Genomic DNA, 14,265 nt, shown 5'->3' on the forward strand with positions numbered 1-14,265 from the left:
CCCGCGCCCGTCGCGGGAGCATGACCGCCGGATCGGGGATCCGGGACCGCCGGGTGCGCACCTCCCTCCAGGTGCCGCGCGCCGCACGGGGCCACCGCCCCACGCGACCGGCGGGCGTCGTCCGCGACGCACCTCGCACCCCGTGCCCGGGACCGCCGTCGTCTGGAACCACGTGACCTCCTTCGTCCGTCGCGCCCGCACGCGCCTCGCCACCACCTCCGCCGCCCTCGGCGACCGGATCGTCCGCAACACGACCGACGTCCCCACCGACGGGACTCACCGCGAGCGCCGCACGCGCCGGGGCCGGGTCCGGGTGATCGGCGCCGCCACGGCCGTCGTCGTCCTCGGGACCGGCGGAGTCGCCGTCGCGGACGCCCACAAGACCGTCACGCTGGACGTCGACGGCGTCGCCACCACGGTGTCGACGTTCTCCGGCAGCGTCGAGGGCCTGCTCGCCGAGCAGAAGATCGACCTCGGCCAGCGCGACACCGTGACGCCCTCCGGTGCGCTGCAGGACGGCTCGGACGTGACCGTGCGGTACGCGCACCAGGTGACCGTGCAGACGGACGGCGCGGAGGAGCTGGTCTGGACGACCGCCCTCACCGCCGACGAGGCGCTGGAGATGCTGGCGGCCCGCGGCGACGATGTGCGCCTCGTGGCGTCGCGCTCCGCCGGCGGTCGCCCCGACCTGAACCTCGACCTCACGCTCGACGGCCCTGCCGCCGTGCAGGTCGACGGGAAGACGCTGACCGTCCCCGACGGCAGCACCACGGTCGCCGAGGCGCTGGACGCCCTCGATGTCGAGCTCGCCGCCGCGGACCGCGTGAGCGTGCAGCGCGCCTCGGGCCGGATCACCGTCGTCGTGAACCGCGTCGTCGTGCAGGACGTCACCACGACGCACGAGGTGCCGTTCAACGCCGTCGAGCAGCAGGACGCGTCGCTGTACAAGGGCACGAACAAGGTGACCACCGCCGGTGTCGTGGGCGTGCGGACGGTCGTCGAGCGGGTCACCACCGTCGACGGCGTCGAGACCGCGCGCGAGGCGCTGAGCGACGAGGTCACGCAGGCCCCGGTCGACCAGGTCACCAACGTCGGCACGAAGGACAAGCCGGTCGCCGCCGCGACCCCCGCGGTGGGTGGCGGCGACGCCGCCGGCCTCAACTGGGGCGCCCTGGCGGCCTGCGAGTCGGGCGGCCGCGCGAACGCGGTGTCCGCCACGGGCAAGTACCACGGCCTGTACCAGTTCTCGGTGGCGACGTGGCAGGCGGTCGGCGGCGCCGGCCTCCCGTCCGAGGCCTCCGCGGACGAGCAGACCGCCCGCGCCCAGGCGCTGTACAACCGCTCCGGCGCCGGCCAGTGGCCGCACTGCGGCCCGCGGCTGTTCAGCTGAGCAGCACCCCGCAGCACGACGCGCGGGCGGACCGGTAGGCTCGCCCGCATGTCTTCGAGCAACGGCCCCGTCGCACCCGCGGCGGGGCCGTTGCTCGGTCCGGCCGAGATCCGCGCCCTCGCCGAGCAGGCGGGCGTCCGCCCGACCAAGACCCTCGGGCAGAACTTCGTGCTCGACGGCGGCACGGTCCGCAAGATCGTGCGCCAGGCCGACGTGGTCGCCGGCGAGCGCGTCGTGGAGGTCGGGCCCGGGCTCGGCTCCCTGACGCTGGGCCTGTTGGAGGCGGGCGCGGACGTCGTCGCGGTCGAGATCGACCCGGTGCTGGGCGCGCTGCTGCCGGACACCGTGCGCCGCCACGTCCCGGGCATCCAGGTCGACTCGGTGGACCTGCCCGACGTCGTGCCGGGGTCGGACGCCGACACGACGCCCGCGACCGACGAGGTCACCGACGACCCGGGCGGCCCGCACGTGGCCCCGCCGTCGCTGACCGTCGTGCGCGGCGACGCCCTCGACGTGACGCACCTGCCCGGCCGACCGCCGACCGCCCTGGTCGCCAACCTGCCGTACAACGTCTCGGTGCCGGTGCTGCTCACCTTCCTCGAGCGGTTCCCGACGCTGGAGCGGGTGCTCGTCATGGTGCAGGCCGAGGTCGCCGACCGGCTCGCCGCGGACCCGGGCAGCCGCACCTACGGGGTGCCGTCGGCCAAGGTCGCCTGGTACGCCTCGGCCCGCCGCACCGCCACCGTCGGGCGCACCGTCTTCTGGCCCGCACCCAACGTGGACTCCGCACTGGTCCGGATGGACCGCCGCCCCGCCCCGGCGACGACCGCGACCCGTGAGCAGGTGTTCGGGGTCGTGGACGCGGCGTTTGCGCAGCGCCGCAAGATGCTCCGCTCCGCCCTGGGCGCGGTGGCGGGCGGTGCCGAGGCGGCGTCCCGGGCGATCACGGCCGCGGGCGTCGACCCCCAGGCGCGCGGCGAGGCGCTCGACATCCACGCGTTCGCGCGCGTCGCGGAGCAGCTGCACCCCTGAGCCGCAGGTCAGTGGGTGACCCGCACCTCGCGCCCGCACGCCCCGGACCTGGCACAGTGGGTGCCGTGACCGACCTCCGCCTCGCCCCCCGCACCGGACGTGAGGTGCGCGTCCGGGCGCCCGGCAAGGTGAACCTGAGCCTGCGCGTCGGTCCGCGCCGCGCCGACGGGTACCACCCGGTCGCGACGGTCTTCCAGGCGGTGTCGGTGTACGAGGACGTGGTCGCGACGGCGGCGGACGACATCTCCGTCAGCGCGTCGGGGCCGCAGGCCGACCTCGTCCCCACGGACGACCAGAACCTCGCCGTCCGGGCCGCGCGCGCCCTGGCCGCGCGCACCGGCATCGCCGACGGCGTGCACCTGCACCTGCACAAGGGCGTCCCGGTGGCGGGCGGCATGGCCGGGGGCTCGGCCGACGCCGCGGCGGCGCTGCTGGCGTGCGACGCGTTCTGGGGCACCGGCCTGCCCCGCGAGGAGCTGCACGAGATCGCCGCCGAGCTCGGCGCGGACGTGCCGTTCCTGCTCATGGGGCAGACCGCGGTCGGCTCGGGTCGCGGCGACCTGCTGACCGCCGCGATGAGCCGGGGCGAGTACCACTGGGCGTTCGGCGTCCGGGAGTCCGGGCTGTCCACGCCCGCGGTCTACGGGGAGTTCGACCGCCTGCACCCGGGGCGCGACCGGCTGGAGGCCGACGGCGACGTGGCGCTGCTGCACGCGCTGCGGGCCGGGGACGCGCCCGCGCTGGGCGCCCTGCTGCACAACGACCTGCAGGACGCGGCCGTCGAGCTCGCGCCCGACCTGGTGGAGACGCTGTCCGTCGCCGAGGACGCGGGCGCGCTGGGCGTGGTGGTCTCCGGGTCGGGACCGACCGTCGCGGCCCTCGGCCGCAGCCGCCAGCACGCGCTGGTCATCGCGGCGGCGATGACGGCGGCGGGCGTCGCGGACTCCGTGCTCACGGCGTCCGGCCCGGTCCCGGGCGCCCGCGTGGTCGCGGGCTCCGACGTCCTGTAACCGCGTCAGTCGCGGCTGACGCGCCCGCTGCCCTCGATGCGCTGCTCGACCTGCGGGGAACCGCTGTAGGTGACGGAGCCCGAGCCCGCGATGGACACGGTCAGCCGGTCGGTGGCGTGCAGGTCGACCTCGCCGGACCCCTCGATGGACACGCTCGCGGTGGCGGCGCGCAGGTCGTCGGTGTCGACGTCCCCGGAGCCCTCGATCGACACGGACAAGGACGCGGTGCGCCCGGACAGCCCGACGTCACCCGACCCCTTGACCGAGACCAGCGCGTCCTCGACGTCGAGACCGCCGAGCTCCACCTCCCCGGAGCCCTGGACCAGCACCCGCAGCCGGTCCCCCGTGACGTCCGTCCCGGACACGTCGCCCGATCCGGAGACGGTGAGGTCCGCGAGCTCCGGGAGCACCAGCTCGTAGGACAGGTCCGAGCCGCGCCCCGGGCCGCGCTCGGCCTCCAGCACCAGCACCCCGTCCCGGACCTCCGACACGAGCCGGTCGTGCAGCCGCTCGGAGGCGGTCACCGTGAGCGACGGCGTCGCACCGCGCCGCACCACCAGGTCCCCGGACGTACCGAGCGCGACCGCGTCGACGTCGGAGATCTCGACCTCGCGCGTCACCGCCGGGCCACCGAGGTCGCCCACGCAGCCGGACAGGCCGAGCGCCAGCACCACCCCGAGCGTCCCCGTCGCCGCCACCGTCGTCGCGCGCCGCGCCATCGTCCGTCTCCTCCTCGCCGGGCGCGGGGCAGGTCCCCGCGTCGTCCCCCGAGCCTGTCAGCCCGTCGCGGTCACCGGCATCCGGCAGACCCCTGAGCCGTACCCTGAGCGGCACCCTGAGGAGGTTTCACCCCAGGCGGGTCAGGCCCCTGCGCAGCCCGCGGACGGCCTGGGCGATCCGCTGCTCGTTCTCGATCAGCGCGAACCGCACGTGCCCGTCGCCGCCCGGCCCGAAGCCCACGCCGGGCGACACCGCGACGTCGCACTCGCGCACCAGCAGCTCGGCGAACTCGATGGACCCCATCTCCCGGTACGGCTCGGGGATGCGGGCCCAGGCGAACATGGTGCCGCGGGGTCGCAGGATGTCCCACCCGATGCGGGACAGCCCGTCCACCAGGGCGTTGCGCCGGCTCTCGTAGACCGACGACAGCTCGGCCGGGTAGTCGAGCGCCTCGTTGAGGGTCACCGTCGCGGCGATCTGGATCGGCTGGAACGTCCCGTAGTCCAGGTAGGACTTGAGCTTCGCGAGCGCCCCCACGACGTCCTTCCGGCCCACCAGGAACGCCACCCGCCAGCCCGCCATCGAGTACGACTTGGTCATCGAGTACAGCTCGACGGCGACCTCGGTCGCACCGACGCACTGCAGGAGCGACGGCGGCGTCCAGCCGTCGAAGCACATGTCCGCGTACGCGAGGTCGTGCACCAGCACGACGTCCCGCTCCCGCGCCCAGTCGACCAGCCGCTGCAGGTCGTGCAGCTCGATCGTCGTGGTCGTGGGGTTGTGCGGGAACGACAGCACCACCACGCGCGGCTTCGGCCAGCCCAGGTCCCACGCCTCCATGACCCGGTCCACGTAGCCCGCGCCGTCCGTGCCGTCCCCGATGGGCACCTGCCGGGCGTCCGCCCCCGCGAAGTACGGGCCCCAGATGTGGATCGGGTACGAGGGCGTGGGCACCAGCGCCGCGTCGCCGGGCTGCAGCAGCACCCACATCAGGTGGCTGAACCCCTCCTTGGCCCCGATGGTCGAGATGACCTCGGTCTCCGGGTCCAGGGTCACGCCGAACCGGCGCAGGTAGTGGTCGGCGACCGCCTGCCGGAGCTTGGGGATGCCGCGCGAGGCCGAGTACCGGTGGTTGCGGCTGTTGTGCGCGGCCTCGGCGAGCTTGTCGACCGCGACCTGCGGGCTCGGCAGGTCCGGGTTGCCGAACCCCAGGTCGACGACGTCCCGGCCGGCGCGGCGCGCCTCGACCTTGAGCGTGTCGATGATGGTGAACACGTACGGCGGCAGGCCCGGGATGCGGCGGAACTCCATGGCCCGACGCTAGCCCCGCGCCCGGGAGGCCGCCCGCAGACGCGCGGCGGTCGGTCGGCGGCTCAGCGCGAGCGCGCCGCCAGCGCCGCGGCGTACAGGTCGCGCTTGGGGATGCCCGCGACCTGGGCGACCTCGGCCACGGCGTCCTTGAGCCGCTCCCCCGCGTCGGCGCGCGCCAGCACCTCCGCGACCAGGTCGGCGGTCGAGGCGACCTCGCGTGCCGGGGCCCCCGCGACGACCACGGCGATCTCGCCGCGCACCTCGCGCTCCCCCGCCCACGTCGCCAGCGCGCCGAGGCCGTCGCGGACGACCTCCTCGTACGTCTTGGTGAGCTCCCGGCACACCGCCGCGGGACGGTCCGCGCCGAACGCCGTGGCCATGTCCGCGAGCGTCGCCGCCAGCCGGTGCGGGGCCTCGAAGAACACCATCGTGCGGGGCTCGCGCTCCAGCGCCGTCAGCGAGCGCAGCCGCTCGCCGGGCTTGCGCGGCGGGAAGCCCTCGAAGCAGAACCGGTCCGTGGGCAGCCCGGACAGCGCCAGCGCGGTCAGCACCGCGCTGGGCCCCGGAGCGGCGGTGACCCGCAGCCCGGCCTCCACGGCGGCGGCGACCACCCGGAACCCCGGGTCGGACACCGCGGGCATCCCCGCGTCGGTCACCACGAGGACCGTGCCGCCCGCGGCGACGACCTCCAGCAGCTCCGGCGTCGTCGCGCTCTCGTTGTGCTCGTGGTGCGAGACCACGCGCCCGCCGACGGTCGCGCCCATCCGCGCCGCCAGCGCGCGCAGCCGCCGGGTGTCCTCCGCGGCGACGACGTCCGCCTCCGCCAGCAGGCGGCGCAGGCGGGGCGAGGCGTCCTCGACGTCGCCGATGGGGGTGGCCGCGAGCACGAGGCGGCCCGCCGGGTCGCCGGTCGGGTGGGTGGGGGTCACGGCCCCCAGCCTGCCACCTCCGCGAGGGCGGGCCGCGTCGCAGCAGGTCCCAGCCGTCCCCCCTACGATGAGGCCCGTGCCCCAGCCCGACGACCGCCCCGACGACGGCGACGACCTGCGGCCGGTGTTCCCGCCGGTGCGCGCCCCCGGGACGGGCACCCCGAGCACGGCCGTGGACCTGCCCGCGAGCGGCCCGCGCGGCGCGCACACCGGCGCCATCCCCGTGGTGGCCCTCGCCGCGCAGCCGACCCGGCGCCGCCGGGACCCCGACCGGGACGACGACCCCGGGCTGTCCACCCACGACCGGCTGCTGCTGCAGCTGCTCGGCGCCCGCACGCTGCTGCTCGACGCCACCCGCCGCGCCCGGCTGTCCGGGTGGCTGTGGGCGCTGGCCGTCACCGCCCTCGGCGGCGTGCTGCGGTTCTGGCGCCTGGACCGCCCGCACGAGCTCGTCTTCGACGAGACCTACTACGTCAAGCAGGCGCACTCCCTGCTGACGCTCGGCTACGAGGGCACCTGGGCGGACGGCGCGAACGAGCTCTTCGTCGCCGGCGACGACTCCGCGCTCGGCACGAAGGCCGAGTACGTCGTGCACCCGCCCGTCGGCAAGTGGCTCATCGCGCTCGGGATGCACCTCGGCGGCGGCTTCGAGTCCTCGACGGCGTGGCGCCTCGCCTCGGCCGTCGCCGGGACGCTCGCCGTGCTGCTGGTCGCCCGGATCGGGCGCCGTCTGCTCGCCTCGACCGCGCTGGGCACCGTCGCCGGCCTGCTCCTGGCGGTCGACGGCGCCGCGATCGTGCACTCGCGCACCGCGCTGCTGGACAACTTCGTCATGCTCTTCGCCCTGGGCGCGTTCGGCTGCCTGCTGCTCGACCGCGAGCAGGCGCGCCGTCGCCTCGCCGCGCGCACCGCCGCCGTCCTCGACTCCGGGGCCGCGCTCGGCTCCGGCCCCGGGCTGGGCTGGCGGTGGTGGCGGTTCGCGGCCGCCGTCCTGCTCGGCCTGTGCCTGGGGACCAAGTGGTCCGGCATCTACTTCCTGGCGGTCTTCGGCCTGCTGTCGGTGGCGTGGGACGCCACCGCCCGCCGCACGGTCGGCGTACGGCACTGGCTCCCGGCGGCGCTCTGGCGGGACGCGGTCCCGGCCGGGTTCGTGGTCGTCCTCACCGCGGTGGGGACCTACGTCGCGACGTGGGCGTCCTGGTTCACGCACCCCGGTGCCTACCTGCGGCAGTGGGCCGTCGAGCACCCCGGCGAGGGCGTCACCTGGCTGCCCGCGCCGCTGCGCTCCCTGTGGCACTTCCACACCCAGATGTGGGACTTCCACACCCACCTGACGTCCGCGCACGACTACGCCGCGCACCCGCTCGGCTGGATCGTCCAGTGGCGCCCGACGTCGTTCTACTACCCGAAGTCCGTCTCCGACCTGACGGGCGACGCGGCCCGCGAGGCGTGCGGAGCCGACGCCTGCTCGCAGGCCGTCACGTCGCTCGGCAACCCGGTGATCTGGTGGCTCGGCGCCCTCGCGCTGCTCGTCGCGCTGGTCTGGCTCGTGCTGCGCCGCGACTGGCGTGCCGGGGCGGTGCTCGCCGGGGTCGCCGCCGGGTGGGCGCCGTGGTTCCTCTACGCCGAGCGGACGATCTTCACGTTCTACTCGATCGCGTTCGCGCCGTTCGTCGTGCTCGCGCTGACCTACGTGCTCGGCCTGATCCTCGGGGACGGCAGGGACAGGCGGCAGCGACGGCGTGGCCTGGTGGTGACGTCGGCCGTGCTCGTGGTCGTCGTCGCCGTCAGCGCGTTCTTCTACCCGATCTGGACCGCGTGGGTCGTGCCGTACGACTTCTGGCACGTCCACATGTGGCTGCGCTCCTGGATCTGAGACCCCGGGCGCTCACGCCAGGTCGACGTGCCAGTCCACCTGCGGGCTCGGGTACCAGGCCAGGCCCTCGGCGTCCCAGTACGGCCCGTGCCCGGCGACCCGCGTCGCGAAGTCGTCCCAGTCGCGCCGCTCGCGCGGCGTCCACGCGACCTCCGCGACCGCGGCGAGCCGGGGCAGCAGCATCGTCATCAGGTCGTCCAGGCTGCGCAGCGTCTCGGTCCACACCGTCGCCTCGACCCCGATGACCGACCCCTCCGGCAAGCCGGGCACCAGCGTCGTCGGCTCCCACTCGTAGGCGTCGCGCAGCTCGATGTGCCCCGCCCACTCCAGGCCCAGGGCCGTCTGCGCGTCGTACTTCATGTCGAGGTACGCCTTCGACCCCGGGGACATCAGCAGCCGCGCGCCCGCCTTCGCGGCGGCGACCAGCGGCGCCGGGTCCATCCGGGTGTCCCAGTACTGCACCACCGTGCCCGGCTCGATCGGCACCGTCGCGATCTCCTGCCAGCCCACGACCTGCTTGCCCGCCGCGCGCACCGCGTCGCCCGCCATCGCGACCAGCCGCGCGTACTCCTCGCGCTCCATGGTCAGCACCTCGTCGCCGCCGATGTGCACGTAGTCGCCCGGCGTCACCGCCGCGACGTCCCCGAACACGTCCCGCAGGAACGGCTCCGTCGCCGGCAGGTCCGCGTGCAGGCGGCTGAACCCGACCTCGATGCCCGTGTACACGTCGGTCGGCTCGCCCGAGGGCGTCAGCTCGCCGTACGCGTGCAGCGCGGCGTTCACGTGCCCCGGCACGTCGATCTCCGGGACCACCCGCACGCCCCGCGCCGACGCGTACGCGACCAGCGCCTCGTACTCCTCCGTCGTGAAGAACCCGCCCGGGTCACCGTCGACCGCCGAGTTCCCCGACCGTGCCGTCAGCTCCGGGCGGGACGGGATCGCCAGGCGCCAGCCCTGGTCGTCCGACAGGTGCAGGTGCAGCACGTTCAGCTTGTACGCCGCCATGAGCTCGACGACCACCCGCAGGTCGTCCGCCCCGAAGAAGTGCCGGGCGACGTCCACCGACAGCCCGCGCCACGCGTACGCCGGCTCGTCCTCGACGTGCACCGGCCACGCCGCGAACGTCCCGTCCAGCGGGCGCAGCACCTGGTGCAGCGTCGCCAGCCCGTGCGTCAGCCCCTCGGGCGAGCCCGCCACGACCTCCACGCGGTCCGTCGCGACGTCCAGGCGGTACTGCTCCGCCCGCAGCGTCGGGTCCACCAGCAGGGCGACGTCGCCCGGCTGCGTCGGCTCCGCGACCTCGCGGTACCGGACCTCGACCGTCGACCCCGACACGCGGCTGAGCGCCTCCGCCGCGAGGACGCCGAGCGCGACCTGCGCGGGATCCGCGGTCACGGTGACCGTCGTGCGGGCGGTGACGACGAACGGGTCGCCCGCCTGCTCGCGCACCAGCAGCGGTGCCGGGACGAGACGCAGGGGGGTGGTCGGAGCGGGCACTTCGGTCCTTCCGGCTGTCGGGACGACGTCCGGGCGCGGCAGCGCCCGTCCCCCCCGGGTGACAGTGTGCCCTCTCACCCTCTCCCCGCACAGCGACGCGCGCACCCGCACTCCACCCACGCGCCGCCGCGGGGTGCTCCCACCCCTCCCCCGCGTGGTCCCCCTCCCGTCGAGAGGGCGGCTCTCGGCTGTCGTCGCGGCGCTGCGCGCAGCCGAGGGCCGTCCTCTCGGCGAGGGGCGGGGCGTCGGTGGCTCAGGCGGGGTCAGACGCGGGCGGGCTCGTCCTCCGGGTCGGTCGCGGCGAGGCGACGGGCGATGACCGCGCACGCGGCGAGCTGCAGCTGGTGGAACACGATCACCGGCAGCGCCACCCCCGCGGCGGCGACCGGGCCGAACAGCACGGACGCCATCGGCAGCCCGGTCGCGAGGCTCTTCTTCGAGCCGCACATCAGCAGCGCGATCCGGTCGGCGCGGTCGAGGCGCAGCAGGCGGCCGCCGTGCCAGGTGGCGAGCAGCATCAGGGTCAGCAGCACGAGGCACACGACGACCAGCTTCACGATGACCGAGGCGGTCAGCCCGTCCCAGACGCCGGAGATCGCGGCCTCCGACACCGACCCGTAGGCGACCAGCAGGATCGTGCCCCGGTCCGTGATCTTCGTGAGCCACTTCTTCGAGCGCACCCAGCGGCCGATGAACGGCTGCGCGACCTGCCCGAGCACGAACGGCAGCAGCAGCTGCAGCAGCGTCGCCCCGGCGGACCCGCCGACCGGGCCGCCGGCCCGCGACATGAGCACCCCGACCAGCAGCGGCGTCAGGACGATACCGAGGACGTTGGACGCCGTCGCGCCCGTGATCGCCCCCGCGACGTTGCCGCGGGCGAGGGAGGTGAACACCACGGAGGACTGGATCGTGGACGGCAGCAGCGACAGGTAGAGGAGCCCGGTCTGCAGGTCGTCCGGGAGCACCGAGGACGGCAGCAGCTGCACCGCGAGCCCGAGCAGCGGGAACAGCAGGTAGGTGGACGCGAGCATCCCGCCCTGCAGCCGCCAGTTCTTCAGGCCGTCCCAGACCTCGCCGGTGGCCATGCGCGCCCCGTACAGGAAGAACAGCAGCACGACCGCGCCGGTGGTGACGTGGTCGAGGACCCCGGCGAACGACCCGGAGGCCGGGGCGAGCAGCCCGAGCACGAACACCGCCACGATCATGACGACCAGCGGGTCGACCCACGTGGTGACGGCGGACCAGGTGCGGGACCACCCGCGGTTCGGGGTGGGGGACGCGTCAGGCACCGGGACAGTCTGCCACCGGGCCGTCGGGGGCCCGCCCGGCGGTCAGCCGGCGGGACGGACGTCGTAGGTCAGGTGCGCGAACTGCCCGTAGCGCTCGACGTCGCGCAGGTGCAGCCGGTCCGGACCGAGCGTGCGCGGCAGGACCGGTGCCCCGCCCGTGAGCGCGGCGGGGGCGACGCTGAGCTGCACCTGGTCGAGGGCGCCCGCGTCGAGGAACTGCCCGGCGAGGTCACCGCCCCCGACCACCCAGACGTCGCCGGTCCCGGCCTCCGCCCGGATCGTGGGCAGCGCCGCCGCGACGTCTCCGCGCAGGAACCGCACGTCCGCGCCCGCCGGCACGGGCAGGTCCCGGGTCGTGAAGACGAACATCGGCCGGTCGCCGTAGTACCCGGGCCACTTCTCGGGGTGGGCGACCAGGTCCTCCTCGCGGAGCACCCACTCGTACGTCGTGGACCCCGAGACGAGGACCGCCACGTCGGCGAGGAACGCGTCGTGGTCGGGCTGCGTCTCGGACTCCACGGCGAACAGCCAGGCGAGCGAGTTCTGCTCGTCCGCGATGTAGCCGCTGACCGACGTCGCCGTGTTGTAGATGACCCGCATGCGCCCATGCTGCCGCGCCCCACCGACACGGTCCGGGCGGAGACGCGGCGGTCAGCCGCCGACGCGCGCCGGGGTGTGCCCGACGACGTCGTCGTGGTCCGCCCAGCAGGTCACACCGCTGACGCCGGGCAGCCGGTCGCGGGTGAAGACCGGGTCCCGCCCGGCGCGGCGCTGCCGGGCGTAGTCACGGACGAGCGCGAAGCCGGTCCGGGACAGCAGCAGCACCGCCACGAGGTTGATCAGCGCCATGACGCCCATGAGCGCGTCCGCGAGGTTCCACACCAGGTCGGCCCCGGCGACGCAGCCCGCGAACGCGACGAGCACCGTGAGGGCCCGGAAGACGTCCAGCGCGCGCGGGTGGGCCGTGATGAACCGCAGGTTGGACTCGCCGTAGTAGTAGTTGCCGAGGATCGACGTGAACGCGAGCAGGAAGATGATCACGGTCAGCAGCACCCCCGACCAGTCGCCGAGCGTCTCCGCCATCGCGGTCTGGGCGAGGTGCACGCCGCGGGGTGCGTCGGTGAGGTCCGGGCCGGTCACGAGGATGATGGCGGCGGTGATCGAGCAGACGAGCCAGGTGTCGAAGTAGACGCCGAGCGTCTGCACCAGGCCCTGCTTGACGGGGTGGCTCACGGCCGCGGTGGCGGCGGCGTTCGGCACCGAGCCGAGCCCGGCCTCGTTGGAGAACATCCCGCGCCGCACACCGGTCATGATGATCGTGCCGAGCGTCGCGCCCGCCACCTGGGTCGCCCCCCACGCCTCGGTCACCACCGACGCGGCGGCACCGGGCAGCGCCTCCGCGTGCATCGCGACGACGACGAGCCCGACCAGCAGGTAGACCACGGCGACCACCGGGATGGCCGACTGCGCGACCTTCGCGATCCGGCGCACGCCGCCGAGGATCACCAGGGCGGTGAGCACCGCGACCACCAGGCCGACGACCGCCGGCAGCCAGCCGGGCGCGCGGTCCTCCCCCGCGGCGCCGACCACCGTCTGGGCCAACGTGTTGGCCTGCAGCGAGTTGAACGCGAACGGGAAGCACAGGATGAGGATGACCGCGAACAGCACGGCGGCACCGCGTCGGCCGAGGCCGCGCTCGATGTAGTAGGCCGGACCCCCGCGGAACCCCGCGTGGTCGCGCACCTTGAACAGCTGGGCCAGCGCCGACTCGACCAGGCTGCTCGCCCCGACGAGGAACGCCATCAGCCACATCCACAGGATCGCCCCGGGCCCGCCGACGGCGATCGCGGTGCCCACGCCCGCGATGTTGCCGACGCCCACCCGGGACGCCGCGGACAGCGAGAACGCCTGGAACGCCGAGAGCGAGTGCGGGCGACCGTGCTCGTCACGGGGAGCACGGTCACGCACGACCCGCAGCATCTCCGGGAACCACCGCAGCTGCACCACCCCGGTGCGGACGGTGAGGTACGCGGCCGTCACCACCACCACGGGGACCATCACCCAGGTCCAGAACGCGTCGCCCACCTGACCCACGAGCTCGGCCGTACCCTCCATCGCGTCCTGTCCCTCCGTCGCACCCGCGCAGCGGCAGCGGGTGCCGCCGTGGCGATCCCGAGCATGACCGCACCGCGAGGGCGCACCGGCGCCGGTGCGTCAGGTTGAGTGGCGGATGGAGTGGCGCGGACGGGCGCGCTGAGTGGCGCCCGGACGTCGCGGAGCACCGCACCGGACGACGACTGCGGGGCGGGCACGACGAAGGCCCGGGACCGTGGGTCCCGGGCCTTCGACTGCGGTGTGGAGCTGAGGGGATTCGAACCCCTGACCTTCTCATTGCGAACGAGACGCGCTACCAACTGCGCCACAGCCCCTTGAAGCGATCAGAACTCTAGCACCCCCAGCGAGGTGGTCCGAACACGGCCGGACGCGCCCGCGGGCCCGGACCAGCCGGGACCGGGTCCTGGTCGGCTACGCGCCCGCCGCGCGGCGGCGGGCGAGGACGGCGTCGAGGTCGATCGACCCGGTGGGCTCCTCGGCAGCGGGGGCGGTGTCCGCGACGGGCTCCGCCACCTCCGGGGTCGCGACCGCCGCGGGGGCGGGCACCGGCGTCTCCTCCGGACCGGCGGGGACGTCCGCGACGGGCGTGGCGGGCACCCCGCTCGTCTCCGCGACGGTCTCCTGCGCGGCGGGGCGCTCGGTGACCGAGCGGCGGGCCGGGGCGTCGTGCGTGGAGCCCTCGACGGTGCCGAGGGGCACGGGCTCGCGGCGCGGCGCGGCGGCCTTGGTGGCGTAGGTCGGGCGCGGCACCGCGACCGGGGACCAGGAGTCGCCCTCGCGCCCCCCGTCGCCGGAGCGCGACGACGCGACCTGGTCGGCGCGGACGCGGGTGATGGCCTGGGTGTCGTCCAGCGAGGGCCGCACGGCGCGCCCGGCGGCGCCCTTGCGCCCGGGGCGGGCGGCGCGCTCGCGCAGCGGGGCCTCGGCCTCGGTGATGCGGCGCTGCCACTCGACCTCGGCGGCCTGGCCCTGCACGACCGCACGGCGGCCCAGCCCGAGGACGCCGGCGAGCAGCACGGTGGGGACGACCCCGGCCAGCACGCCCAGCGCGGTCAGCCCGGCGACGGCCCAGCCGGCGACGGTGAGGGCGACGAGC

General features: G+C 75.2%; 11 protein-coding genes, 1 tRNA gene and 1 pseudogene. 4 read left to right on the top strand and 9 right to left on the bottom strand.

Annotated features, from left to right (window positions below):
* The first annotated feature begins 142 nt into the window (after nt 1-142).
* The 3 genes from EBM89_RS08650 to EBM89_RS08660 all read left to right on the top strand — a co-directional run bounded on the left by EBM89_RS08650 (nt 143) and on the right by EBM89_RS08660 (nt 3,432).
* On the top strand, nt 143-1,390 hold the full coding sequence (locus EBM89_RS08650) for a resuscitation-promoting factor (RefSeq protein ID WP_122149042.1): 1,248 nt from the start codon (nt 143-145) through the stop codon (nt 1,388-1,390).
* A 48-nt stretch (nt 1,391-1,438) separates the two neighbouring features.
* Nucleotides 1,439-2,422: a ribosomal RNA small subunit methyltransferase A gene (locus EBM89_RS08655; protein WP_122149043.1), complete on the top strand. Its 984-nt coding sequence runs from the start codon at nt 1,439-1,441 to the stop codon at nt 2,420-2,422.
* Between the two features lie 65 nt (nt 2,423-2,487).
* Nucleotides 2,488-3,432, top strand: coding sequence for a 4-(cytidine 5'-diphospho)-2-C-methyl-D-erythritol kinase (locus EBM89_RS08660; RefSeq protein ID WP_122149049.1), 945 nt, complete (start codon nt 2,488-2,490; stop codon nt 3,430-3,432).
* 5 nt (nt 3,433-3,437) lie between these two features.
* Here EBM89_RS08660 and EBM89_RS08665 read toward each other — a convergent pair whose 3' ends face one another.
* From EBM89_RS08665 to rsmI, 3 genes are all read right to left on the bottom strand, one after another.
* Complete coding sequence (locus tag EBM89_RS08665) at nt 3,438-4,151, bottom strand: head GIN domain-containing protein (protein WP_122149044.1); 714 nt, start codon at nt 4,149-4,151, stop codon at nt 3,438-3,440.
* Nucleotides 4,152-4,278: 127 nt separating this feature from the next.
* The gene (locus EBM89_RS08670) at nt 4,279-5,463 is read right to left on the bottom strand and encodes an aminotransferase class I/II-fold pyridoxal phosphate-dependent enzyme (protein WP_122149045.1); all 1,185 of its coding nucleotides are present in this window, start codon (nt 5,461-5,463) and stop codon (nt 4,279-4,281) included.
* 62 nt (nt 5,464-5,525) lie between these two features.
* Nucleotides 5,526-6,392, bottom strand: coding sequence for a 16S rRNA (cytidine(1402)-2'-O)-methyltransferase (gene rsmI, locus EBM89_RS08675; RefSeq protein WP_199732041.1), 867 nt, complete (start codon nt 6,390-6,392; stop codon nt 5,526-5,528).
* A gap of 67 nt (nt 6,393-6,459) precedes the next feature.
* On the opposite strand from rsmI, the gene EBM89_RS08680 reads away from it, so the two are divergent.
* Nucleotides 6,460-8,268: a dolichyl-phosphate-mannose--protein mannosyltransferase gene (locus EBM89_RS08680; protein WP_122149051.1), complete on the top strand. Its 1,809-nt coding sequence runs from the start codon at nt 6,460-6,462 to the stop codon at nt 8,266-8,268.
* A gap of 12 nt (nt 8,269-8,280) precedes the next feature.
* Here EBM89_RS08680 and EBM89_RS08685 read toward each other — a convergent pair whose 3' ends face one another.
* From EBM89_RS08685 to EBM89_RS21165, 6 genes and pseudogenes are all read right to left on the bottom strand, one after another.
* On the bottom strand, nt 8,281-9,765 hold the full coding sequence (locus EBM89_RS08685) for a beta-N-acetylhexosaminidase (protein ID WP_233571633.1): 1,485 nt from the start codon (nt 9,763-9,765) through the stop codon (nt 8,281-8,283).
* Nucleotides 9,766-10,028: 263 nt separating this feature from the next.
* Nucleotides 10,029-11,054, bottom strand: coding sequence for a bile acid:sodium symporter family protein (locus EBM89_RS08690; RefSeq protein ID WP_369408636.1), 1,026 nt, complete (start codon nt 11,052-11,054; stop codon nt 10,029-10,031).
* A 42-nt stretch (nt 11,055-11,096) separates the two neighbouring features.
* A complete protein-coding gene (locus tag EBM89_RS08695) occupies nt 11,097-11,654 on the bottom strand; it encodes a dihydrofolate reductase family protein (RefSeq protein WP_122149046.1) in 558 nt (185 codons plus the stop codon).
* A 51-nt stretch (nt 11,655-11,705) separates the two neighbouring features.
* Nucleotides 11,706-13,169 carry an alanine/glycine:cation symporter family protein gene (locus EBM89_RS08700; protein WP_122149047.1) on the bottom strand — a complete coding sequence of 488 codons (1,464 nt, stop codon included), beginning with the start codon at nt 13,167-13,169 and terminating at the stop codon, nt 11,706-11,708.
* Nucleotides 13,170-13,410: 241 nt separating this feature from the next.
* Nucleotides 13,411-13,483 (bottom strand) — tRNA-Ala (locus EBM89_RS08705).
* A gap of 97 nt (nt 13,484-13,580) precedes the next feature.
* Nucleotides 13,581-14,265 (bottom strand): annotated as a pseudogene (locus EBM89_RS21165) (hypothetical protein); the annotation flags it as partial.

This window comes from Cellulomonas triticagri (assembly GCF_003696205.1).
GTDB lineage: Bacteria > Actinomycetota > Actinomycetes > Actinomycetales > Cellulomonadaceae > Cellulomonas > Cellulomonas triticagri.

Bases quoted from the DNA above. Each gene is read 5' to 3' on its own strand.
- EBM89_RS08655 (WP_122149043.1), top strand. From the start codon at position 1,439: ATGTCTTCGAGCAACGGCCCCGTCGCACCCGCGGCGGGGCCGTTGCTC.
- EBM89_RS08665 (WP_122149044.1), bottom strand. From the start codon at position 4,151: ATGGCGCGGCGCGCGACGACGGTGGCGGCGACGGGGACGCTCGGGGTG.
- EBM89_RS08670 (WP_122149045.1), bottom strand. From the start codon at position 5,463: ATGGAGTTCCGCCGCATCCCGGGCCTGCCGCCGTACGTGTTCACCATC.
- EBM89_RS08680 (WP_122149051.1), top strand. From the start codon at position 6,460: ATGAGGCCCGTGCCCCAGCCCGACGACCGCCCCGACGACGGCGACGAC.
- EBM89_RS08695 (WP_122149046.1), bottom strand. From the start codon at position 11,654: ATGCGGGTCATCTACAACACGGCGACGTCGGTCAGCGGCTACATCGCG.
- EBM89_RS08700 (WP_122149047.1), bottom strand. From the start codon at position 13,169: ATGGAGGGTACGGCCGAGCTCGTGGGTCAGGTGGGCGACGCGTTCTGG.